The organism is Serratia proteamaculans (assembly GCF_008830365.1).
Taxonomy (GTDB): domain Bacteria; phylum Pseudomonadota; class Gammaproteobacteria; order Enterobacterales; family Enterobacteriaceae; genus Serratia; species Serratia proteamaculans.
Genome location: NZ_WBKI01000003.1, coordinates 345165 through 367505, shown reverse-complemented (window position 1 = coordinate 367505; position 22341 = coordinate 345165). Strand labels below are relative to the sequence as shown.

Annotated in this window: 19 protein-coding genes; 5 read left to right on the top strand and 14 right to left on the bottom strand. The window is 58.1% G+C overall.

Annotation, left to right across the window (positions count from 1 at the left end):
• Positions 1 to 8: 8 nt before the first annotated feature.
• The 6 genes from phnK to phnF are packed head-to-tail and all read right to left on the bottom strand — an operon-like array spanning position 9 to position 4489.
• The gene (gene phnK, locus F8R23_RS15200; RefSeq protein ID WP_085119509.1) at positions 9 to 797 is read right to left on the bottom strand and encodes a phosphonate C-P lyase system protein PhnK; all 789 of its coding nucleotides are present in this window, start codon (positions 795 to 797) and stop codon (positions 9 to 11) included.
• A complete protein-coding gene (locus tag F8R23_RS15195; protein WP_017891399.1) occupies positions 797 to 1657 on the bottom strand; it encodes an alpha-D-ribose 1-methylphosphonate 5-phosphate C-P-lyase PhnJ in 861 nt (286 codons plus the stop codon). The genes phnK and F8R23_RS15195 overlap by 1 nt, the downstream gene beginning before the upstream one ends.
• Positions 1650 to 2735: a carbon-phosphorus lyase complex subunit gene (locus tag F8R23_RS15190; RefSeq protein ID WP_129937969.1), complete on the bottom strand. Its 1086-nt coding sequence runs from the start codon at positions 2733 to 2735 to the stop codon at positions 1650 to 1652. Before F8R23_RS15190 ends, F8R23_RS15195 begins: the two co-directional genes overlap by 8 nt.
• Positions 2735 to 3316 carry a phosphonate C-P lyase system protein PhnH gene (gene phnH / locus F8R23_RS15185; RefSeq protein WP_112347939.1) on the bottom strand — a complete coding sequence of 194 codons (582 nt, stop codon included), beginning with the start codon at positions 3314 to 3316 and terminating at the stop codon, positions 2735 to 2737. Before phnH ends, F8R23_RS15190 begins: the two co-directional genes overlap by 1 nt.
• Before the next feature lie 3 nt (positions 3317 to 3319).
• On the bottom strand, positions 3320 to 3763 hold the full coding sequence (gene phnG / locus F8R23_RS15180; protein ID WP_129934071.1) for a phosphonate C-P lyase system protein PhnG: 444 nt from the start codon (positions 3761 to 3763) through the stop codon (positions 3320 to 3322).
• Positions 3764 to 4489, bottom strand: a complete 726-nt coding sequence (phnF, locus tag F8R23_RS15175; RefSeq protein WP_211369079.1) for a phosphonate metabolism transcriptional regulator PhnF — start codon at positions 4487 to 4489, stop codon at positions 3764 to 3766.
• Positions 4490 to 4730: 241 nt separating this feature from the next.
• Between phnF and F8R23_RS15170 the strand changes: the two genes are divergently transcribed.
• On the top strand, positions 4731 to 5789 hold the full coding sequence (locus F8R23_RS15170; protein WP_129934315.1) for a permease: 1059 nt from the start codon (positions 4731 to 4733) through the stop codon (positions 5787 to 5789).
• Between the two features lie 71 nt (positions 5790 to 5860).
• Here F8R23_RS15170 and nrdG read toward each other — a convergent pair whose 3' ends face one another.
• The 3 genes from nrdG to F8R23_RS15155 all read right to left on the bottom strand — a co-directional run bounded on the left by nrdG (position 5861) and on the right by F8R23_RS15155 (position 9705).
• Positions 5861 to 6325: an anaerobic ribonucleoside-triphosphate reductase-activating protein gene (gene nrdG, locus F8R23_RS15165; protein ID WP_112347942.1), complete on the bottom strand. Its 465-nt coding sequence runs from the start codon at positions 6323 to 6325 to the stop codon at positions 5861 to 5863.
• A 60-nt stretch (positions 6326 to 6385) separates the two neighbouring features.
• Complete coding sequence (nrdD, locus tag F8R23_RS15160) at positions 6386 to 8524, bottom strand: anaerobic ribonucleoside-triphosphate reductase (RefSeq protein ID WP_129934073.1); 2139 nt, start codon at positions 8522 to 8524, stop codon at positions 6386 to 6388.
• 272 nt (positions 8525 to 8796) lie between these two features.
• Positions 8797 to 9705, bottom strand: a complete 909-nt coding sequence (locus F8R23_RS15155; RefSeq protein WP_129934074.1) for a LysR family transcriptional regulator — start codon at positions 9703 to 9705, stop codon at positions 8797 to 8799.
• Positions 9706 to 9809: 104 nt separating this feature from the next.
• On the opposite strand from F8R23_RS15155, the gene F8R23_RS15150 reads away from it, so the two are divergent.
• The gene (locus F8R23_RS15150; protein WP_151415778.1) at positions 9810 to 10334 is read left to right on the top strand and encodes an NAD(P)H-dependent oxidoreductase; all 525 of its coding nucleotides are present in this window, start codon (positions 9810 to 9812) and stop codon (positions 10332 to 10334) included.
• A gap of 27 nt (positions 10335 to 10361) precedes the next feature.
• Here F8R23_RS15150 and treC read toward each other — a convergent pair whose 3' ends face one another.
• On the bottom strand, positions 10362 to 12026 hold the full coding sequence (gene treC, locus F8R23_RS15145; protein WP_129934076.1) for an alpha,alpha-phosphotrehalase: 1665 nt from the start codon (positions 12024 to 12026) through the stop codon (positions 10362 to 10364).
• A 45-nt stretch (positions 12027 to 12071) separates the two neighbouring features.
• Complete coding sequence (gene treB, locus F8R23_RS15140; RefSeq protein WP_012004987.1) at positions 12072 to 13487, bottom strand: PTS trehalose transporter subunit IIBC; 1416 nt, start codon at positions 13485 to 13487, stop codon at positions 12072 to 12074.
• Positions 13488 to 13804: 317 nt separating this feature from the next.
• Here treB and F8R23_RS15135 point away from each other — a divergent pair, with 317 nt between their 5' ends.
• A complete protein-coding gene (locus F8R23_RS15135; RefSeq protein ID WP_237520845.1) occupies positions 13805 to 14221 on the top strand; it encodes an Exc2 family lipoprotein in 417 nt (138 codons plus the stop codon).
• A gap of 154 nt (positions 14222 to 14375) precedes the next feature.
• Here F8R23_RS15135 and F8R23_RS15130 read toward each other — a convergent pair whose 3' ends face one another.
• From F8R23_RS15130 to treR, 3 genes are all read right to left on the bottom strand, one after another.
• On the bottom strand, positions 14376 to 14639 hold the full coding sequence (locus F8R23_RS15130; protein ID WP_129934077.1) for an immunity protein: 264 nt from the start codon (positions 14637 to 14639) through the stop codon (positions 14376 to 14378).
• The gene (locus F8R23_RS15125) at positions 14639 to 15190 is read right to left on the bottom strand and encodes an S-type pyocin domain-containing protein (RefSeq protein ID WP_129934078.1); all 552 of its coding nucleotides are present in this window, start codon (positions 15188 to 15190) and stop codon (positions 14639 to 14641) included. The genes F8R23_RS15130 and F8R23_RS15125 overlap by 1 nt, the downstream gene beginning before the upstream one ends.
• 247 nt (positions 15191 to 15437) lie before the next feature.
• Positions 15438 to 16385: a trehalose operon repressor TreR gene (gene treR / locus F8R23_RS15120; RefSeq protein WP_129934079.1), complete on the bottom strand. Its 948-nt coding sequence runs from the start codon at positions 16383 to 16385 to the stop codon at positions 15438 to 15440.
• Positions 16386 to 16861: 476 nt separating this feature from the next.
• On the opposite strand from treR, the gene mgtA reads away from it, so the two are divergent.
• A complete protein-coding gene (gene mgtA, locus F8R23_RS15115) occupies positions 16862 to 19570 on the top strand; it encodes a magnesium-translocating P-type ATPase (protein WP_129937965.1) in 2709 nt (902 codons plus the stop codon).
• A gap of 361 nt (positions 19571 to 19931) precedes the next feature.
• Positions 19932 to 22325, top strand: coding sequence for a beta-N-acetylhexosaminidase (locus F8R23_RS15105; RefSeq protein ID WP_151415777.1), 2394 nt, complete (start codon positions 19932 to 19934; stop codon positions 22323 to 22325).
• The last annotated feature ends 16 nt before the right edge of the window (positions 22326 to 22341 follow it).

Below are 22341 nucleotides of genomic sequence, written 5' to 3'. Positions count from 1 at the left end.
ACCTTGCGTTACGACAGCACCGAAGAAACCAGCAGTTGGGTATACGGATGGTGCGGATCGTCCAGCACCCGGTCAGTCAGGCCGCTTTCCACCACTTCGCCCTGTTTCATCACCAGCAGCCGGTGTGCCAGCAGGCGCGCCACGCCGAGATCGTGGGTGACAATCACCGCCGCCAACTGCATCTCTACCACCAGCGTGCGCAGCAGATCGAGCAGCCGCGCCTGTACTGAAACATCCAGCCCGCCGGTGGGCTCGTCCATAAATACCAGCTTGGGATGAGTCACCAGATTGCGGGCGATTTGCAACCGCTGTTGCATGCCGCCGGAGAAGGTGGTCGGCAGATCGTCAAGGCGTGACACCGGGATCTCGACGTCCTCCAGCCACTGTCCGGCCTGACGGCGGATGTCGCCGTAGTGACGCTGGCCGATAGCCATCAGCCGTTCGCCAATGTTGCCACCGGCAGAAACCTTGGGCCGCAGCCCGTCGAGCGGATGCTGATGCACCACACCCCAGTCGGTGCGCAGCAGGCGGCGGCGATCGCTTTCCGCCATCGCGTACAGATCATGCTGTTGCCCGGCCTGCGGTCGATAAAGGATTTGTCCGTGTTGCGGTGCCAGCCGTGCGGAGATGGATTTCAGCAGCGTGGTCTTGCCGGAGCCGGATTCGCCAACGATGCCCAGCACTTCGCCGGGGTAGATATCGAAAGACACATCGCTAAAACCTTTGCCCGGCGCGTACAGGTGGGTGAGGTTAGTTACCGACAGCAGTGGCGTGGTGCTCAGAGGGGTAGAAGTCATCAGTGCTGCGCCTCTTGCGAAGGTTGCGCCAGCTGTTGCTGGCAGTAATCGGTGTCGGAACAAACGAACATGCGGCTGCCCTGATCGTCGAGCACCACCTCATCCAGGTAGCTGTGGCGTGAGCCGCACAGGGCGCAGGGCTCGTCCCATTGCTGCACGGTGAAAGGATGATCGTCGAAGTCCAGGCTTTCCACCTTGGTGAACGGCGGCAGGGCGTAGATGCGCTTTTCACGCCCGGCGCCGAACAGCTGCAGCGCCGGCATCATGTGCATTTTCGGATTATCGAATTTCGGGATCGGCGACGGGTCCATCACGTAGCGGTCATTGACCTTCACCGGGTAGGCGTAGGTGGTGGCGATATGGCCGTAGCGCGCGATGTCTTCATACAGTTTCACCTGCATCACGCCGTACTCTTCCAGCGCGTGCATTTTGCGGGTCTCGGTTTCACGCGGTTCGATAAAACGCAGCGGCTCTGGGATCGGCACCTGATAAATCAGGATCTGATCTTCGCGCAGCGCAGTTTCCGGGATGCGGTGCCGCGTCTGGATCAGCGTGGCCTCCGGCGTGCGTTCGGTGGTCGCCACCCCGGCGACGCGCTGGAAGAAGCGACGGATGGAAACCGCGTTGGTGGTGTCATCGGCACCCTGGTCGATCACCTTCAGCACGTCGGCGCGGCCAATCACGCTGGCGGTCAACTGAATGCCGCCGGTGCCCCAGCCGTAGGGCATTGGCATCTCACGGCCGCCGAACGGTACCTGATAACCGGGGATCGCCACCGCCTTCAGAATGGCGCGGCGGATCATGCGTTTGGTCTGTTCATCCAGATAACCCAGGTTATAGCCGGTTAATACTTCACTCATCGCGGGCCTCCTGACGCTCGCTGAATTCCTGCCGCAGGCGCTTGAGCAATTCCAGCTCGGCCTGAAAATCGACGTAGTGGGGCAATTTGAGGTGGGAAACGAAGCCGGCGGCTTCGACGTTGTCGGCGTGGGCCAGCACGAACTCTTCATCCTGCGCCGGGCTGGCGATGCCTTCTTGGTACTCGGGGCTTTGCAGTGCGCGATCCACCAGTGCCATCGCCATCGCCTTGCGTTCGGCGCGACCAAACACCAGACCGTAGCCGCGGGTGAAATGCGGCGGCTGGTCGACCGGGTCGATAAAGCCGTTGACCATTTCACATTCGGTCAACAGGATCTCGCCGATATCTACCGCGAAACCCAGCTCTTCAGGCACTATCTCCGCCGAAACATAGCCGGTGCGGATCTCGCCGGCGAACGGGTGGGTACGGCCGTAACCACGCTGGGTGGAGTAGCTCAACGCCAGCAGGAAACCTTCGTCACCGCGTACCAGTTGTTGCAAGCGTGCCGAGCGGGAACAGGGGTAAACCGGCGGATTGCGGGTGATATCATCCGGCGCGCTGCCGTCATCCTGCTCCGCCAGTGCCAACTGCTGCTGACTGAGCAAGTCGAACACGTGGGCGCAGTTTTCCGGCAGCGGTTCGTCGGCCTGTGGCGCACGCGGCGCTTCGCCTTCGGCCAGCAGGGCAAAATCCAGCAGCCGGTGGGTGTAATCGTAAGTTGGCCCCAGCACCTGCCCGCCGGGCAAGTCCTTGTAAACCGCCGAGATACGGCGTTCCAGCCGCATGTTTTCGGTCGCCAGGGGTTCGCTGACCGCCAGCCGTGGCAGGGTGGTGCGGTAGGCACGCAGCAGGAAAATAGCCTCGACCAGATCGCCACTCGCCTGCTTGATGGCCAACGCAGCCAGCTCAGCATCGTAGATACCGCCTTCGGTCATTACCCGATCCACCGCCAAGCCCAGTTGTTGTTCAATCTGTTGGGTGCCGAGCACCGGTACGCTGTCGTCACCGCGTCGCAGCTGTTCCTGTAACTGATGGGCGGCCTCAATGGCTTTTTCGCCCCCTTTAACGGCAACGTACATCAGCACACCTCCACATGGGTGGTTCGCGGCAACGCCAGCAGGCGCTCACCGCAGGTCAGCAGAAAATCCAGCCCCAGCGGGAAGCGCTGTGGGCGGTTAATCAGGTAGTCCAGCAGCACCGGCGGCAACGATGGCGAGATCACCCGTTGCTGTTCAATGCCGGGGCCAGTCAGGCGCAGTGCGCTACCCTGGTCCAGGCTGTCGAGCTGAATCATTACCGTGGTGCTGAACTCGGGGGAAATCTCACTGCCGTGCGGCAACGCCTGTAAATCCGCGGCCTGCAATTGCGCATCGAACAGGGCAAAACACACTTCTTCGGCGTTATTGGCCAGCGGTGCACCGCTGTGGAAGCGAATGTTTGTTAGCACTTGCTCACTTTCCAGCGCCAGACAGAGTTGGATCGGGGTTTCCTGATCGGCCAGCGTCAATAACGCAGCGGTACTGGCGGCGTTCAGCGCACCCCAGATTGGGCTGTCTGGCAGGGTGACGATATGGCCCGGTTCACTTAACGCCTTAAGGATCAGGCGGAAAGCCTGTTGTGATTGTTCAATTGGCTGTGCAAAACCTGTCAGTAGGCTCATCGGTTAATCCCCTCGCACCAGCGTAAAGAAGTCCACCCGGCTGGAGGCGATGGCGCGGGCGCGCAGTTGGCGTTGCTCATGCTGCAAGGCGGCCAGCGGCTCAATCAGCTGTTGTTGCAGTAATTCGGCCTGTTCAGGCAGTTGCAGCAGGGCATCCGCCAGGGCACAGAGTTCGGCATGTGCCTTGTCACGTCCGGCGATATAGCTGTAGCCGTAACCGCCGTTTTCCAGTTGCACTACCGCGCGGGTGACGGTCATGTCGCCCAGCACAAAGCGGCGGCCGGTGGCTCCCATGCGGCCCTGTAACTGCGCCAGGCCAATCTCCGGCGCGCGAATGGTTTGGTAGCGCGGGCTGAGGCTCAGCGCCTGCCAGTGGCTGCGCAACTGGGCCGGCTGGCTGTGCGCCAATACCGACATCCAGCGTTGTCTTGGCTGTAAGGATTGCATTCAGTGCTCCATGGTCAGTTCAATCATGTCGGCGCGCGCCAGGCTGACGGAGTATTCCGCCACGCTGCCACTGCCGGTGCAGACGTTCAGGGTGCGCACGCACAGCAGCGGCGCGTGGGTGGCTATTTCCAGCAACCGGCTCTCTTTGGCCTGTGCGCGGCGTGCGCTGATGCGCGTCTGCTTGCGGGTCAGCGGCTGGTGGATGTTGAGTTCGATAAATTCGTGCAGCGAGCCGCTGTGGAACTGCTGCAACGCCGGCCACCAGTCCAAATCGGGCAGATAATGGTCGATCAGGCTCATTGGCACGCCGTTGACCCGGCGCAGGGTGCGCAGGTGGATCACCGTTTCACCTTCTTCACGCGACAGTGCGCTGGCGACATGCCCATTGCACGGGCGCAATACTGCTAGTAAGCGCTCACTGGTGGGGTGGCTGCCCTGCTCGAACAGGTTCTGGCTGAACCGGGTATTGGCATGCAAGGGGTAGTTATACGGGCGCATCAGCACCAAAATGCCGATGCCGTGCCGACGTTGCAGCCAGCCGCGGTCCACCAATTGGTCGACCGCGCGGCGCAGGGTATGACGATTGACCTGATAGCGCTCTGCCAGCTGTTGTTCGGAAGGCAGATAGTCGCCACAGCGGTATTGAGTACGCAGCTCTTGCTCAAGCTGTGCGGCGATCTGCTGGTAACGGGTAGGGAAACTGGTCGGATGTCTAGATAAGTCCATCATAATAAAAACCTCGGCGTGCCGAATACTCATTAAAATCCAGGGGTTGTCAGCCTTTCTGACAGTGCTGGTGCTTACCCTATGACTTTCAAGCTGGCGTTATCTTGCCGGGCCCAGATGACAATCTCGTTACGCATCAGTGGCGAACAGATGAACTATTTTGGACAGGCTGATGATGTGTCCGTGGCCGTGGCGCGCTAAGCTGATGCCATTGTTCACTGAACTGAGCCAACCCAACCCTATGCCACATCCCCTGACCGCAACTGAACACCGCAGCCGCCCCTGGCCGTTGTGGAAACCTATTCTGTTTCTGCTGGTGGTGGCCGTAGGCCTCTACTACGTCAAATGGCAGCCTTATTACGGCAAGGCTTTTCTGGCGGCGGATACCCACTCGATTGGCAAATCGATACTGGCTAACAGCGACAGCAGCCCGTGGCTGGCGGCCTGGCACTATGCGCTGGTTTATTTCACGGCGGTGTGGAAGGCGGCGGTGCTCGGCGTAGTATTGGGCTCGCTGGTGCAGGTGTTAATCCCGCGTGATTGGCTGATGCGTTCGTTGGGCCACCCGCGGTTCTCCGGCACCTTGCTCGGCGCGGTGATCGCGCTGCCGGGCATGATGTGTACCTGCTGTGCCGCACCGGTCGCCGCCGGGCTGCGCCGTCAGTCGGTGTCCAGCGGGGCGGCGATGGCGTTCTGGCTGAGTAACCCGGTATTGAACCCGGCGACGCTGATTTTTATGGGCTTCGTGCTCGGCTGGCAGTTTGCCGCTATCCGGCTGGTGGCCGGGGTGATTATGGTGTTGGGCATCGCCTGGCTGGTGCAACGTGCCACCGCCAAGGATCCGCAGCCTAGGGCACTGCAAATGCCGGTGATACCACTGGAGAAAACCGAGGCGCAGCCCTTTCTTGGCCGTTGGCTGAAGGCATTGTGGTCGCTGTTTTGGTCCACCATCCCGATCTACATTCTGGCGGTGCTGGCGCTGGGGGCAGCGCGTGTCTGGTTGTTCCCCCATGCTGATGGTGCGATAGACAATAGCCTGCTGTGGATTATTGGGCTGGCGATCGCCGGTTGCCTGTTCGTGATCCCCACGGCGGCAGAAATCCCGATTGTGCAGGCCATGATGCTGGCGGGAATGGGCACTGGTCCGGCGTTGGCGCTGTTGATGACCCTGCCGGCGGTCAGCCTGCCTTCGCTGCTGATGCTGAACAAAGCCTTTTCCGCCAAGGCCCTGTGCCTGACCGCCGCGCTGGTGGCGCTATGTGGGATCGTCACGGGCGTGGTGGGAATGGGGTTGGTATAAGCGAAGATATGCGACAATGATTAGCTGGCCGTCTCCCTCTCCTGGGGGAGAGGGCTGGGGTGAGGGGATTATCAACGCAGCTTATGCACCACCTGATTAGCGCTGCCGCGCCAGATCAGCGCCGGGTCTTTTAAATCCTGCACAAACTTACCGTCAATCAGCACGTTAATCCGATCCACCACCTGCATTTGCTGGGCATCCAGCTCTGCCAACCGGTAGCCGGTCCACAGCCAGATATCTTTGCCGGGGCACTCAGCATGCACCCGTTTCACCAATTGCAGCACCGCTGAGAGATTGGCCGGATGCAGCGGATCGCCGCCGGACAGTGACAGACCCTGACGCGGAATACGCGTGTCTTTCAGATCGGCAATCAGCTGGTCTTCCATTGTCTGACTAAATGGCTGGCCGGAATTGAGCCGCCAGGTGCTTTTGTTGTAGCAGCCGGGACACTGGTGCACGCAGCCGGCAACAAACAGCGTGCAGCGGGTGCCGGGCCCGTTGACCACGTCGATGGGGTAATACTGGTGGTAATTCATATTTCGCTTTCTGACGGTAGGGGCTCAGCATGCTGAGCCCAGATTAATAACAGCCCGGCGTTAGCCGATCTGCCCGTTCCCCAGGTGTTTCACCCGGCGCTTCACTTCTTCCTGCTTGCCGGCGTTGAACGGCCTGGCGTCCGGACTGCCGAGGTAACCACACACCCGGCGGGTCACCGACACCTTGGACGGCTCGTGGTTGCCGCATTTCGGGCAGGTGAAACCCTTGCTGGTACAGGAAAATTCGCCGGTAAAGCCGCACTCGTAACACTCATCGATCGGCGTATTGGTACCGTAATAAGGCACGCGGCTGTAGCTGTAATCCCACACGTCTTCCAGCGCTTTCAGGTTGTGCTGCAGGTTCGGGTATTCGCCGTAACAGATGAAACCGCCGTTGGCCAACGGGGGATAGGGCGCTTCAAAATCCAGCTTGTCGTAAGGATTGACCTTTTTCTCTACGTCGAGGTGGAAGCTGTTGGTGTAATAGCCTTTGTCAGTGACGCCCGGCACCACGCCGAAATCGGCGGTATCCAGCCGACAGAAGCGGTCGCACAGATTCTCGCTCGGCGTGCTGTACAGGCTGAAACCGTAACCAGTCTCATCTTTCCAGCTCTCGGTGGCGGCCCGCAGGTGGGCGACAATGGCAACGGCCTTTTCGCGCAATGTTTCATCGTCGTAAACGTGTTGCTGGTTGCCGAACAGTGCGTTGATGGTCTCATGCAGGCCGATATAGCCCAGTGAGATCGACGCACGGCCATTCTTGAAGATTTCGGCGATATTGTCGTCCGCCTTCAAGCGCACACCGCAGGCGCCTTCCATATACAGGATTGGTGCAACCCGGGCCTTGATGCCTTCCAGCCGGGCGATGCGCGTCATCAGCGCCTTCTTCGCCAGCAGCAAACGCTGGTCGAGTAACTGCCAGAAGCGGCTCTCATCGCCCATCGCCTCCAGCGCAATACGCGGCAGATTCAGGCTGATCACGCCGATATTGTTGCGTCCGTCGTGTACCAGTTCGCCATTTTCTTCATAGGTCCCGAGGAAGCTGCGGCAGCCCATCGGGGTTTTGAACGAGCCGGTGACTTTCACCACCTGATCGTAATTGAGGATGTCCGGGTACATGCGCTTGCTGGCGCACTCCAGCGCCAGCTGTTTGATGTCGTAGTTAGGATCGCCGTACTGGTGATTGAGACCGTCGCGGATGGCGAACACCAGTTTGGGGAACACCGCTGTCTTACGGTTCTTGCCCAGCCCGGCGATGCGATTTTGCAGGATTGAACGCTGGATCATCCGTGATTCCCAGCAGGTACCCAGGCCGAAACCGAAGGTGACGAACGGCGTCTGACCGTTGGCGGTGTGCAGGGTGTTGACCTCATATTCCAGCGACTGGAAGGCGTCGTAACACTCTTTTTCGGTGCGCGCCATGGCATAACTCTGTGCATCCGGAATCTGCCACTGCTCGGCGATCTGCTGATGCTTGTTGAAGCTTTCGCTGACGAACGGCGCCAGGATCTCATCGATCCGGTTAATGGTGGTGCCGCCATAAATATGGCTGGCGACCTGCGCGATGATCTGTGCGGTGACCGCAGTGGCGGTGGAGATCGACTTCGGAGGTTCGATCTCGGCGTTACCCATCTTGAAGCCGTTGGTCAGCATGCCTTTCAGATCGATCAGCATGCAGTTGAACATGGGGAAGAAAGGTGAGTAATCGAGATCGTGGTAGTGGATCTCGCCGCGCTCGTGGGCCAGTACCACGTCACGCGGCAGGATGTGTTGCTTGGCATAATGTTTGGCAACGATCCCGGCCAGCAGATCGCGCTGGGTCGGGATCACTTTGCTGTCCTTATTGGCGTTTTCGTTCAGCAACGCCATATTGCTTTGCTCCACCAGGCCGCGTATCTCCTGGTTTAGCCGACCGCGCAGCTCACGTGCGACGTCGCGATCGTGGCGATATTCAATATAGGCGCGCGCCAACTGCTTGTACTCGCCGGCCATCAGCTGATTTTCTACCGCCTGCTGGATTTCATGGATATCAACGCGCTGCTGCTGTGACATCCGCTGAGCGACTACGCGGGCGACGGTTGCGCAGTAGTCGGCATCGACAATACCGGCGGCCAGCGCAGCGCGCTCGATAGCTTGCCCAATACGTGCCTCGTCAAAAGGTACCTGACAACCGTCCCGTTTAATCACTACTGGTTTCACGTTGTTACTCCTTGTTCCCCGAGGGAGCGCTGATGCCCGGCAGACTGTACGCTGTTGGGTATCGGTATGATTTCGGCTTATCCACAGGGCAATGCCGCAGCGCACAAGGGCTGAAGCGACGTGTGGATAGTTTTGTTGATAACTACTACATATAGGTGTCAGTGTTTCTTAATGCACTATATATAGATATTGGCGAGATTCTTTTGACGTAGAACAAGGAAATGGAAAGAGCGGGCGTTAGCTGTACAACCGATTATTTTTGGCCAGAAAACTCAGGCCGGGCGCTGACGAAAATGCTCGAGCAGGAACTCAACCCAGACGCGTACCCGTGGCGGCAGGTCGGCGGAGGCATAGTATAACCACAGCTGGGTTGGCTGCGGCCAGCAGTCCGCCAGCACAGGCTGCAACGTGCCTTGTGTAAAATGAGGTTCCGCATACCAGCGCGCCAGGCAGACGATCCCCAGCCCGGCTAATGCCGCATCCAGCAGCATCTCTGGTCGGCTGGCGACCAGACGGCCCTGTAGCTCCAGCGTTTTGGCTTCGCCATGTTGTTGCAACGGCCATTTTACGCTGCGGCCGGTGGCCGGGTTACGGTGCAGCAGACAGTTATGCTGCAACAGATCTTGCGGATCCTGCGGCATGCCGTGTTGCGCCAGATAGCCGGGCGAGGCGGCCAGCACCATCTGCATCGGGTACAGCGGCCGCGCCACCAACCGGCTATCGGGATCGACCCGGCTACCGATCCCGACATCAAAACCTTCCCCCACCAGATTGACCACTCGCGCATCCAGTGAAAGATCGAGGTCGATCTGCGGATAACGCTCGAGGAACTGCGGGATCAACGGCATCAGCATCTGGCGACCGAAGCCCGGGATCATGCTGACGCGCACCGTACCGGACGGCGCCTGCTGCGCGCTGCCGGCGGTTTCCAGCGTGGCGGACAGTGCCTGCCACAAGGGGGCCACTTGCTGCAACAGCGCCTTGCCTTCATCGGTCAGCACCACGTTGTGGGTATTACGCTGGAACAGCCGCAGTGCCAGCTTTTCTTCCAGCACGCGGATATTCTTGCTGATGGCCGCTGGTGTGACGCCCAATTGACGTGCGGCGGCGGAAAAGTTCTGCGCCTGGGCGGCTGCAAGGAATGCCGGCAGCAGGCGGTGCACATCAAAGGGCAGCGACATAATGGTTGATACTTTCAGTTGAAATTGAAGTGACAGCCAACAGCCTACACCCGGCGCGCAGGAAATGGAAAAATGCGATATCAAATTTTAATCAAGGATCTCCTATGTCGCGCATTTTAGTGTTAACCGCCCACCGTTTTCCCGATGACTCACGTATCAACAAAGCCTTGATCGAAGCGCTACGTCCTTTGCCTAATGTGACAGTTCATGAACTGATTCGCGCTTACCCGGACTATCAAATTGACGTGGCGCGTGAGCAGGAGTTGCTGCAGGGCCATGATGCGGTGGTGATGCTGTTCCCGTTCTACTGGTACAGTTCCCCGGCGATCCTCAGCGAATGGCAGGACGCGGTATTAACCCACGGTTTCGCTTACGGCAGCGAAGGTACCCAACTGCAGGGGAAACCTTTGCAACTGGTGGTCACTACCGGCGGCAATCAACAGGCCTATACGCCAGAAGGCTATAACCGCTATCCGGTGACAGATTTACTGCGCCCGTTCCATGCGATGGCCAACCTGACCGGCATGGATTACCTGCCGCCGCATCTGGTGCAGGGGGTGTTTGATATGAGCGATGAACGCCTGGCGCAAGAGGCTGCCGGCGTGGTGGAACTGCTGAAAAAACGGTAGGGCGTAGCTGGCCACGCCCCGACAGTATTAGTCTTCCAGCAACCACCACACCGCTTCGAACGGGCGTAAGCTGGTGGCCTGCGGCTGGGCTGGGGCGTCGGCGTAGTTGCCCATCAGCGGCCGCCATAAAGCAGAGGGTTCTACGCCTTCGGCCTGCCAGGCCAGCGGTTCGCGGCTGAGGTTGGCCACCACCAGCAGGCGTTGGCCATTCCAGCTACGTTGATAGCACCACAACGCCGGGTGAGCGGGGGCCAGGTCACGGTAGTCACCGTGAGTCAGCAGTGGGTACTGTTTGCGCAGGGTGATTAACTGACGATAGGCGTAAAACACCGAATCCAGATCGGCCAGCGCCGCTTCGGCGTTGATCTGCGGATAGTTTTCCGCACAACTAATCCACGGCGTGCCCTGGGTGAAACCGGCGTTTGGCGCGCTACTCCACTGCATTGGCGTGCGGCCGTTATCGCGTGATTTGCTGGCCAGGATCGCCAGCAGCTCGGCGTCACTTTTACCCTGTGCGCTGAGTTCGGCGTACATGTTCAGGCTTTCCACATCGCGATACTGTTCTATGGAGTTAAAGCCCGGATTGGTCATGCCGATCTCTTCGCCCTGATAGATATAAGGCGTGCCCTGCATGCCGTGCAGCACCATCGCCAGCATCTTGGCGGCCGGGACGCGTAGTTCACCTTCATCACCGAAACGTGAAACGATGCGCGGCTGGTCGTGGTTACACCAAAACAGCGCGTTCCACGCCTGATTGTGCATGCCCTGCTGCCAGTGGCTGAAAATCTGTTTGAGTTCGACGTAATTCGGCGCCGCCAGCGTCCATTTTTCGCCGCTGGCATAGTCCACCTTCAGGTGGTGGAAGTTGAAAGTCATCGACAGCTCTTCGCCGCTTTGCGCCGCGTACTGCCGACAATGTTCCAGCGTGGTGGAGGACATTTCACCGACGGTCATCAGGCCACGCGGCTGAAACACGTCGCGGCTCATTTCCTGCAGAAATTCATGAATGCGTGGGCCATCGGTGTAGAAACGGCGGCCATCACCCTGGTTATCGGACGGGAAATCCTGCTGCTTGGAGACCAGGTTGATCACGTCCAGGCGCAGACCGTCGACGCCTTTGTCGGCCCAGAACTGACAAACCTTCTTCAGCTCTTCGCGCACCGGTGGGTGCTCCCAGTTGAGATCCGCCTGCTCGGTGGCAAACAGGTGCAGATAATACTGGCCGCTGTCGGCGTGCCATTGCCAGGCGTTACCGCCAAACTTGGAGCGCCAGTTGTTCGGCAGGGCGTCGCCTTCACCGTCGCGCCAGACATAAAACTGGCGGAACGGGCTGTCAGGATCCTGCGAGGCTTTAAACCACGGATGTTCGGTCGAAGTGTGGTTGAACACCATGTCCATCACGATGCGGATGCTGCGCTGGTGGGCGGCGGCTATTAGCCGATCGAAATCCTCCATGGTGCCGTAGGCGGGGTCGATGGCGCAGTAATCTGCCACGTCATAACCGTTGTCCACCTGCGGCGAGACATACACCGGCGTCAGCCAAATGGCGTCGATGCCCAGTTCCTGCAGGTAGTCCAGCCGCGCCGTCACACCGGCCAGATCGCCGTAGCCGTTACCGGTGCTGTCCTGAAAACTCTTCGGATAGATTTGATAGATGACGCCGTTCTGCCACCAGGGGATTGGATTGCTCATATAAATACCTTAATAGGCCCGGCGTACCGGGCCCCTACATTTCAATCAGACCGGCAGCTCACCGCGGCTGGCCTTGCGTTTGTAAACCATGATGGTCAGTACCAGTGGGATCACCACCGCCACCAGGATCGCCACCGTGTAAATCATCCAGAACTGCGGTTTGATCGACAGGATACCCGGCAAACCACCGACACCGATGCCGTTAGCCATCACGCCGTCCAGGCCGCAGATCAGCCCGGCAAAGGCGGAACCGATCATTGCGCACAGCATAGGGAAGCGGTACTTCAGGTTGATCCCGTACATCGCCGGTTCGGTGACGCCGAGGTAGGCCGAAATTGCCGCCGGCACCGAGATTTCACGTTCGTTGGCCTTGCGGCTGACAATGATAATGCCCAGTACTGCCGAAGCCTGCGCAATGTTGGACAGTGCAATCAGCGGCCAGACTGGGGTACCGCCCATGCTTTGGATCATCTGCATATCGATGGCCAGCGTGGTCTGATGCACGCCGGTGATCACCAGCGGTGCGTACAGGAAGCCAAACAGCGCGGCGCCAATTGGTGCGAAGCTGCCGGTCATCACGGCTTTTACCGCCCAGGCTACGCCATCGCCAATCATGCGGCCGAACGGCCCGATAAATGCGTGCGCCAGGAACACCGCCAGCAGCAGTGAAACCACAGGCACCACTACCAGATACAGGTAATCCGGCACGATCTTTTTCAGCCGGGTCTCAATCCAGCCCAGCGCCATACCGGCCAGCATGGAAGGGATCACCTGCGCCTGATAGCCAACTTTCTGAATGGTGAACCAACCGAAGTTCCATACTTCCGGGATCTGCTGACCAAGCTGATAGGAGTTCATCAACTGCGGGGACACCAGCGTGATGCCCAGCACGATACCCAGTACCGGCGTGCCGCCCATTTTTTTCACCGTCGACCAGCAGATGGCGACCGGCAGGAACATGAAGATGGCTTCACCGAGCAACCACAGGAAGTCATAGATGGTTTTCCACGCTGGGTGCATCTGTGCCAACGTTTGACCGCCGGACATTGGGATGTCGCCGATCACGTTGCGGAAACCGAGGATCAAGCCGCCGCTGATCAGCGCCGGCAGCAGCGGGAAGAAGATTTCGGCGAAGTGCGAGATAGCGCGTTCGCTCCAGGTCATGTTCTGGCGCGCCGCCACCTTGGCCTGCTCTTTATCGGCTTCATTGACGCCGGTGGTGGCGATCAGGGCCTGGTAGTAATCCCCGACTTCAGGGCCGATCACCACCTGGAACTGCCCGGCGTTGGTGAAGCAGCCTTTGACCATCGGTAACTCTTCGATTTCTTTCGGTTTGGCCAGAGCTGGGTCATTGAGAACAAAACGCAGCCTGGTAATGCAGTGGCTGACGGTCGCGATATTCTCGCGCCCGCCCACCAGTACAATCAGGCGATCGATATCCTGCTGTTTTACTTTGCTCATTATTAGATACCTTTCTTGGTATGGGACTGCCGCAGAGGTGTTGTTGGAGTAATGATCAAAGCTTAGTCACTCCGCTTTTTTTATGGAATGGGAACGTTCCCGGTTTGGGGCGAGGATCACAAAACGATAAAAAAATGACCATTTATGCAGCGGGGGAATTTGAGAGCCGGCCGAAACATTCAGCAATATTCTCTTGAACAAGCGCAACACTGGCTATACTGTCACCCTTAACAATCAATAAGTTGATTGAAATTAGCGCGACTCATTAGTCCAATACGTTATGTGATCGTCGCTACCACGCACTTTTTCAAGGAAGAATGATGACTTTGACACTGCCTCGACTGCTTATTGTCTTCACCGCGCTGTTGCTGAGCGCCTGTACCAGCCAAAAAAGCAGCCCGGAACGCCACGCCAAGCATGCGATTTATCAAATGGCGCGAGAGGATTTTTCCCCAGAAATACGAACCCAAATTCCGGACTCGATAAAAGCCTCTATTCCGTTCTTTGACCAGTTCTATCAAATGGGGAAGGCCGATCGGGCCAAGGGATTGACGCGCCAGCAGGCAGAGCAGCGGGAAGCCTATTTCCGCAGCCCTGAATTCCTCAGCGACGTGGGGAAGAAAGGGAAATTTATCAATCAGGAATATTCAGTGGATAACCCGCAAAAACAACGGCAGATCCTGCTGGATTCCGCCGTGGCTACCTACTGGGATGGCTATGACGGCCGGCCTTGAGGGGTTGTGCTGATATATCATCCATTTATCTCTTCATGGAATATTGATGGTACAGGTAAATAGATAGAGTAATACGACGGTATTAATAAAAAGCCCAACAAATGAGAGTTTGTTGGGCTTTGGATTAAATTAAAACTTCGTAAAAATGTGGTGATTATTCGATGCCGTATTTTTTCTCGGTCACGAAAGCTGGGGTTTTCCAGTTGGGGCCTTTTTCTGGAAGTGGATTTTCATTTTCTATCAGTTTCCCTTCCCTTACTAACCGTTGATATGTTTGTAACAATTTCCCATCTGCAGCGATCTCAAACTTGTAGCGCACATACATACGATCGATGCTAGGGTAGGGTGTCCGTGGTGCAAAATGCAAAAGGACATCCTCTACACTTTCATTTTTATAAATACCTTCAAGATCTAACATTATTTACCCTCCTCTGCTTTGCGATACGCCTCATCAGCTTCAGGTGTATACAAAGGTTGATTTTTCTCATTGATTTTATAGTCTTCGAGAGTTGCTGTATGGGTATTGTTCCAAACTTCAGCTCTATTCTTTGGACGTTCGCCATCTTTAACCCCCAGATTCCTATAACGCTCGAGTTCCCTGATCTCATGGGTATAAAAACGTTTGTCGGTATCAGTGACTGCAAGGTCACCTTTCAGGATTTTCTCCAGACGGTCGACCATCACCTTATTATCAGCTTGCTCTCCAAACCGGCTTGTATGCAGTTTTACCTTGTCTACACCGGCACGGTCAATCCTGGCGGTTTTCCAGTCCAGATTTTGAATCGGCCCACCGGCTTTCTCGGTATTGTAATCACGGCCGCTGTGTTCGCCTCTGGCGTTAGTTTCCCCATAAGGTTTACTGACCATCACATAGATAGCTTCAACGCCTGTTTCCGTCGCATCCGGCTGCCACAGGATGAAATCTTGCAAATCCTGGACGACATCTGCAGGGAAGGTCGTGACGACTATGCTACCCTCCGTTGCTCCTGAATGGCAGGTCTGGGGAGGTACACATTCCGTGTGCTGAAAAACCGCTAAAACACACAGATAATACTGTGTATAAACAGTAAATTACTTGGCTGGGTGAAGAAGGTCGATTAGCGGTTGTTGTGTGGTGGCGGGCACAAAAATAGCGATGAATTGACGCTCACTGGGTGTGAGCATCAACAGGGGATTTCAGACTGGGGAATGTATGCGGATAAACAAAGAACCGCTATCAGGCGAGTTGGCTGGGTACGATGATCTGGCGGATGCCCTGTTCGCCGCTGAGCTGGCCCAGCAACTGTTGGGCGGCCTGCAGCCCGGCAGTGCCGTAGCCCAGATCAACCGAAAACGTCTCGGGGAACAGGAAGTTAAGCAGCGGGGTATTACCGATACCGCACACCTGCAGCGGGGCGATATGCTGTTGTTGCAGGTATTTAATCGCGCCGAGGGCGATGGTATCGGAGGCGCACACCAGCGCGGTGGTTTGCGGGCCAATCACCTCGGCGGCCAGTTGAAAACCGCTCTGGTAGCTCAGCTCGCCCAGGGCGACGCTCGGGGTAATCTGCTGCTGGCGACAGGCGTCGAGATAGGCCTGGTGGCGGCGCATACCGGTGGTGGCGTCCGACAGTTGCACCCCCAGGTAGCTGATATGTCGGTGGCCCTGCTGTTGCAGGCGATCCATCAGCAGCCGGACTGCGCCATCGTCGTCGTAGCAAACCGAAGAAAAGCCCTCGTATTCGCGCGCCAGCACCACCATTTTATCCTGCCATGGGCTGAGCATGGCCGCCGTCAGGCCGGTGAAGCCGAACAGGATCACCCCGTCGACGTTGCGTTGTTGCAAGACGTGCAAATGCTCTTCCACCAGCCGGGTCTCGAACTGGCTTTCCATCACGATCGGGTCGAAGCCGTGCTGATACAGCAGCGGCAACATGGTGCGTACGGCCTGATTTTCGGACGGCGAATCGAGACGGGAAACGATAATCCCCACCACTTTGTCGCTCTGGCCGCGCATGGCGCGAGCAGACTTGGACGGGGTGAACCCCTGCTGACGGATCACCGCTTCCACCCGTTCACGGGTTTGCGGGCTCACGCTGCCTTCATTGTTCAACACGCGTGATACGGTGGATTTACCTACGCCGCTCAGGCGTGCGATGTCCTTGATGGTCAGCCGGTTTTGCATGGTTTAATTTTCATTGAGGTTAAAAGGCGTAAACTGGCGGCCTACGCTGAATGCCCGTCAGCATAGCCTATTTTCCGCAACGGATCTTGGCGCTGTATCCGTCATCTTTCAAGTTGCAGCCAGGCGACCAGCTTGAAAGCTATAGGCTAATGCAGGGATTTACGTACCGCGCTGAACGGCCGCTCTTGTCGTTTGATCTTTTCATTTACCGGAGGTTATCAACCCTATGGATCCCGATCCGACCCCGTTAGACCCTGACTCGGCTCTCCGGTAAAACCTGCCCGCTTTGCGCTGCTGTTTTACCGGTGAAGTAATAAACGGTAACCGGTAGCGCGCGCCCGTCGTTCGCTCCTGCTGCTATAAAAAAAGACAAGGATCTGCCCCGGCAGAGGCTTTTTGGCGTGTCCGAAAGCCTGGCCGGGGGCGATCCCGCGTTCACCCGCTGCCGTGAGGCAATGGGCGACGAGGTGCAAAAAATGAAACTAAAAAACATCCCCCGTCAGCTGCTGGGCCTGCTCAGCCGCAATTTACCGCGCCGTTTGGTGCACCGTGACAGCCTGTTGGATAGCCTGGGCGGCAAAGCGCAGGGGTTGCCCGCCGGTCTGGCACAGCAGCGGCTGGAATGCGCTGCGGCTGATACCACCGAGCTTTACCTGCGTTTCCACAGCCACCCGGAAGGCATGACCGCCCATGAGGCGGAACGGGTGCGTGAGCGCTGCGGTGAGAACGTGATTGACGATCAGCAGCAAGAGGCCTGGTGGCAGCACCTGTGGCACTGCTATCGCAACCCGTTCAACCTGCTGCTGACCGCGCTTGGCATGATCTCTTATGCTACCGAGGATCTGACTGGTGCACTGGTGATCGCCCTGATGGTGGTGATCTCCACGCTGCTGAATTTCATTCAGGAAGCGCGATCCAACAAGGCGGCAGACGCGCTGAAGGCGATGGTCAGCAATACCGCGACGGTGATCCGCAGTGACGCTTTGACCGGTAAAAGCGAACACCTGGAACTGCCGATCTCGCAACTGGTACCGGGCGATATCATCAAGTTGTCGGCAGGCGACATGATCCCGGCGGATCTGCGCGTGTTGTCGGCCAAGGATCTGTTTATCAGCCAGGCGGCGCTGACCGGTGAGTCGCTGCCGGTCGAGAAAGTCGCCGAGCTGCGCGGGCAGGTGGAGGATCCGCTGGAATGCCAAAACCTGTGCTTTATGGGCACCAACGTAGTGAGCGGTACCGCGCTGGCGATGGTGATTGGCACCGGCGGCGACACCTACTTCGGCCAGCTGGCGCAGCGTGTTATCAGTCAGGATCAGCAACCCAATGCCTTCCAGAGCGGGATCAGTAAAGTCAGTTGGTTGCTGATCCGTTTCATGCTGGTGATGACGCCAATTGTGCTGTTGATCAACGGCTACACCAAGGGCGACTGGTGGGAAGCGGCGCTGTTCGCGCTGTCGGTGGCGGTGGGGCTGACCCCGGAAATGCTGCCGATGATTGTCACTTCTACCCTGGCGAAAGGGGCGGTGAAACTGTCCAAACAGAAAGTGATCGTCAAGCGTCTGGACGCCATTCAGAACTTTGGCGCCATGGACATTTTGTGCACCGACAAAACCGGCACCCTGACCCAGGACAAAATCGTGCTGGAGCGCCACACCGACGTGTTTGGCGTCGCCAGCGACCGGGTGTTGCATTACGCCTGGCTGAACAGCTTCTACCAGACCGGGCTGAAAAACCTGCTCGATGTGGCGGTGCTAAGCTGCGCGGAACAAAGCCAGCAGCCGGATGCGCTGCAGCATTACCACAAGGTGGATGAGATCCCGTTTGATTTCGAACGCCGCCGGATGTCGGTGGTGGTGGCCAAAGACGCGCAATACCACGAGTTGATCTGCAAGGGCGCGCTGGAGGAGATGCTGGCGATTTGCAGCCACGTACGGCAGGAAGATGAGGTGATCCCGTTGACCGAGGCGTTGCTGGCACGCATCCGGCGTGTTACCGACGATCTCAACCAGCAGGGGCTGCGGGTGGTGGCGGTAGCCAACAAGATCCTGCCGGCGCAGGCTTACGAATATGGCGTGGCCGACGAATCCGATCTGATCCTCGAAGGCTATGTGGCCTTCCTCGATCCGCCAAAAGAGAGTACGGCGCCGGCCTTGGCGGCGCTGAAGAACAGCGGTGTTACGGTGAAGATCCTCACCGGCGACAACGAGCTGGTGGCGGCCAAGGTGTGCAAGGACGTCGGGCTGGCGGCGGATCATGTGCTGCGCGGCAGTGAAATCGAACAGATGAACGATGAGCAGCTGGCACAGGCGGCGGCGCGTACCACGGTGTTCGCCAAGCTGACACCGCTGCATAAGGAACGGATCGTCAAGCTGCTGCGTCAGCAGGGCCACGTGGTGGGCTTTATGGGCGACGGCATCAACGATGCACCGGCGCTGCGCGCGGCGGATATCGGGATTTCTGTTGATTCCGCGGTGGATATCGCCAAGGAGGCGGCGGACATTATCCTGCTGGAAAAAAGCCTGATGGTGCTGGAGCAGGGGGTGATCGAAGGCCGTCGCACCTTCGCCAATATGCTCAAGTACATCAAGATGACCGCCAGTTCCAACTTCGGTAACGTTTTTAGCGTGCTGATTGCCAGCGCCTTTTTGCCGTTCCTGCCGATGTTGCCGCTGCATCTGCTGATCCAGAACCTGATGTATGACATTTCGCAGATTGCCATTCCGTTCGACAACGTCGATGACGATCAGATTACCCAGCCACAGCGCTGGAACTCCGGTGATATTGGGCGATTTATGGTGTTCTTTGGGCCGATCAGTTCAATTTTCGACGTGCTGACCTTCAGCCTGATGTGGTGGGTATTCAAGGCCAACACGCCGGAAATGCAGACGCTGTTCCAGTCCGGCTGGTTCATTGAAGGGCTGCTGTCGCAAACGCTGATTGTGCACATGATCCGCACGCGCAAAATTCCGTTTATTCAGAGCCGTCCTTCGTGGCCGCTGTGCATCATGACCCTGGTGGTGATTGCCACCGGTATCGGCCTGACCTTCTCGCCGCTGGCCGGTTTCCTGCAGTTGCAGGCGCTGCCGCTCGGTTACTTCCCGTGGCTGGTGTTGATCCTGACTGGGTATATGGTGCTGACCCAGTGCGTGAAAGGCTGGTTTGTGCGCCGCTACGGCTGGCAGTAATTCCCACGCCCCTCTTGCGCCGCTGGAGGGGCATTTGTGATCCAACCCGGCTTTTCACCCTCGCCGTTGGACATCTGTACTGTGCTCAGTCTTTATTTATAGCTTCGCTGTTGAGTTATATGACAATGTTGTTTTGTGCCCGAGATACCCGGGCCTAGCGCACCGAGGGGCCATTATGGGACACGTCCATGTGTCCCACCCTGCGGGCCGACTGGAAGTCGTTCCAATTTGCTCCTGGCAAATTGGTCGGCAGCCAAGGCTGCTACGACCCCTTCGGCACGCTCTCCCTAATAACGAACTTTGTCAGTAGCTTGTATAGCTTCGCTGTTTTTATTGATTTTTTTCCTCTGAGGAATTTCTGATGCACAGATCCCTGCGTTATACGCTACTGGCTTCATCGTTATTACTTTCCCTGGGCGCGCTGGCGCAGCCGGCCGGTGATTTACCGCTGATGCCCTGGCCACAGCAGGTTGAACTGACCCAGCCGGCGGGCAAGCTGGTGCTGGATCACCGGCTGTCGATTAACCTGCAGGGTGACGTTCTGGCCGATGCGCTGCAGCGCTGGCGGCAACGTATTGAGCTGCAAACCGGCTGGACGCTGGCACCACAGGCCACAAAAGACACAGGCGTGGTGATTAGTGTGAATATCAAAGACAAGGTGGCGGCGCAGCCGCTGCCGGGTAGCGATGAAAGCTATAAATTAACGGTGGCGCCACAGGGCGTTACGCTGACCGCCAATACCCGTTTCGGTGCGCTGCGTGGCATGGAGACCCTGTTGCAGCTGGTGCAGACCGACGGGCAGAACACCTTCCTGCCGCTGGTGAGCATCACCGACGTGCCGCGTTTTCCGTGGCGCGGGGTACTGCTGGATTCAGCGCGTCATTTCCTGCCGCTGGCGGATATTCTGCGCCAGCTCGACGGCATGGCGGCAGCCAAACTCAACGTGTTCCACTGGCACCTGACCGACGATCAGGGCTGGCGCTTTGCCTCCGAGCATTACCCCAAACTGCAACAGCAGGCCAGCGATGGCCAGTTCTATACCCGTGAACAGATGCAACAGGTGGTGGCCTACGCCACGGCGCGTGGCATCCGGGTGGTGCCGGAAATCGATCTGCCGGGCCATGCTTCCAGCATCGCCGTGGCTTACCCGGAGTTGATGAGCGCGCCGGGGCCGTACACCATGGAGCGCAAATGGGGCGTACACCAGCCGACTCTCGATCCCACCCGTGATGAAGTGTATCAATTTGTAGACGCCATCATTGGCGAACTGGCGGCGATCTTCCCCGATCCTTACCTGCATATCGGCGGTGACGAGGTGGATGCCAGCCAATGGAAGCAATCAAAAACCATTCAGACCTTTATGCAGCAGCATCAGTTGGCAGACACCCATGCGTTGCAGGCCTACTTCAACCAGAAGCTGGAAAAAATCCTCGAGCAGCATCAACGGCAGATGGTCGGCTGGGATGAAATTTATCATCCGTCACTGCCGCGCAGCATTGTCATTCAGTCCTGGCAGGGGCAAGACTCACTTGGGGCCAGCGCACAGGACGGCTACCAGGGCATTCTGTCCACCGGCTTCTACCTTGATCAACCGCAGAGCACGGCCTATCACTATCGCAATGAGATCCTGCCGCAGCCGTTGGGGGTAGACACCCAGGTGCTGCCCGATGAAAAAGCGCAGAGCTGGCAGTTCAGCATGCCACGGTTGAAGGGCAGCGCAGTGGAAGGCAGTTTTACCCTGATTGAAGGGAAGCAGGGTTGGCGCGGCTTTATCGATTTCAAGGGTAAATCCCGCCGCGCCTTGCAGGATGTCGTCTGGCGTTCACCGCAGCAGGTGAGCTTCCGTGTCGATACCTGGATGGGGGAGACGCGTCCGGTGTTTACGCTGGCGCAGGACCAACTCAGCGGGTATACGTTGGTGGGCAACGTGCGTTACCCGACCCGCGGCAGCCGGCTTGCGGCGATCCCGGAGGGCAAGATGCCGGTGGTGCCGGATGCGAAGCAGCAGGCCAATATTCTCGGTGGCGAGGCGGCGCTGTGGGCGGAAAACATCAGGGCGCCGATCCTCGATCTCAAGCTGTGGCCGCGTGGGTTTGCGGTGGCGGAGCGTTTGTGGTCGGCACAGGATGTGACCGATGAAAATAACATGTACCGGCGGCTGGCGGCGGTTGATGCCTGGTCGGTAGTCTCGGTGGGCTTGCAGCAGCATGCAGAGACCGCCCGCGAATTCACCCGGCTGGCGAACAGCGTGCAGATCGCACCGCTGCAAACCCTGGCCGAGGCGGTGGAACCGGGCCAGTACTACACCCGCCAGCACCTGAAATTCAAGGCCGGCAATTACCACCAGTTCGAACCGCTGAATCGCTTTGCCGACGCACTGCCACCGGAGAGTAATGCGGTGCGTGAGATGGACCGACAGGTTGCGGCGTTAGTGAAGGATCGCAACGACCGGGCGGCAGCACAGGCGCTGCGTGAGCGTTTGCAACGCTGGCAGTTGAATACCGCGCCGGTGAAAACGGTGATTGCCGGTAACCGGGTGATGCAGGATCTGGCACCGGTGGCGCAGGATGTCGGTTCGTTGTCCGCACTGGGGCTGATGCTGTTGGAGCGTTATCAGCAGGGCAAGCCGTTGAGCCAGGCCGAAGCCGTGCAGATACAGCAGCAACTGGATGCGGCGGCGCAAATACGCGACGAAGTGGTGATTGCGGCGGTTTACCCGCTGGAGGCCTTGCTACGCGCCAGCGCGATCGAATGAGGTCAGTATCGTTGGG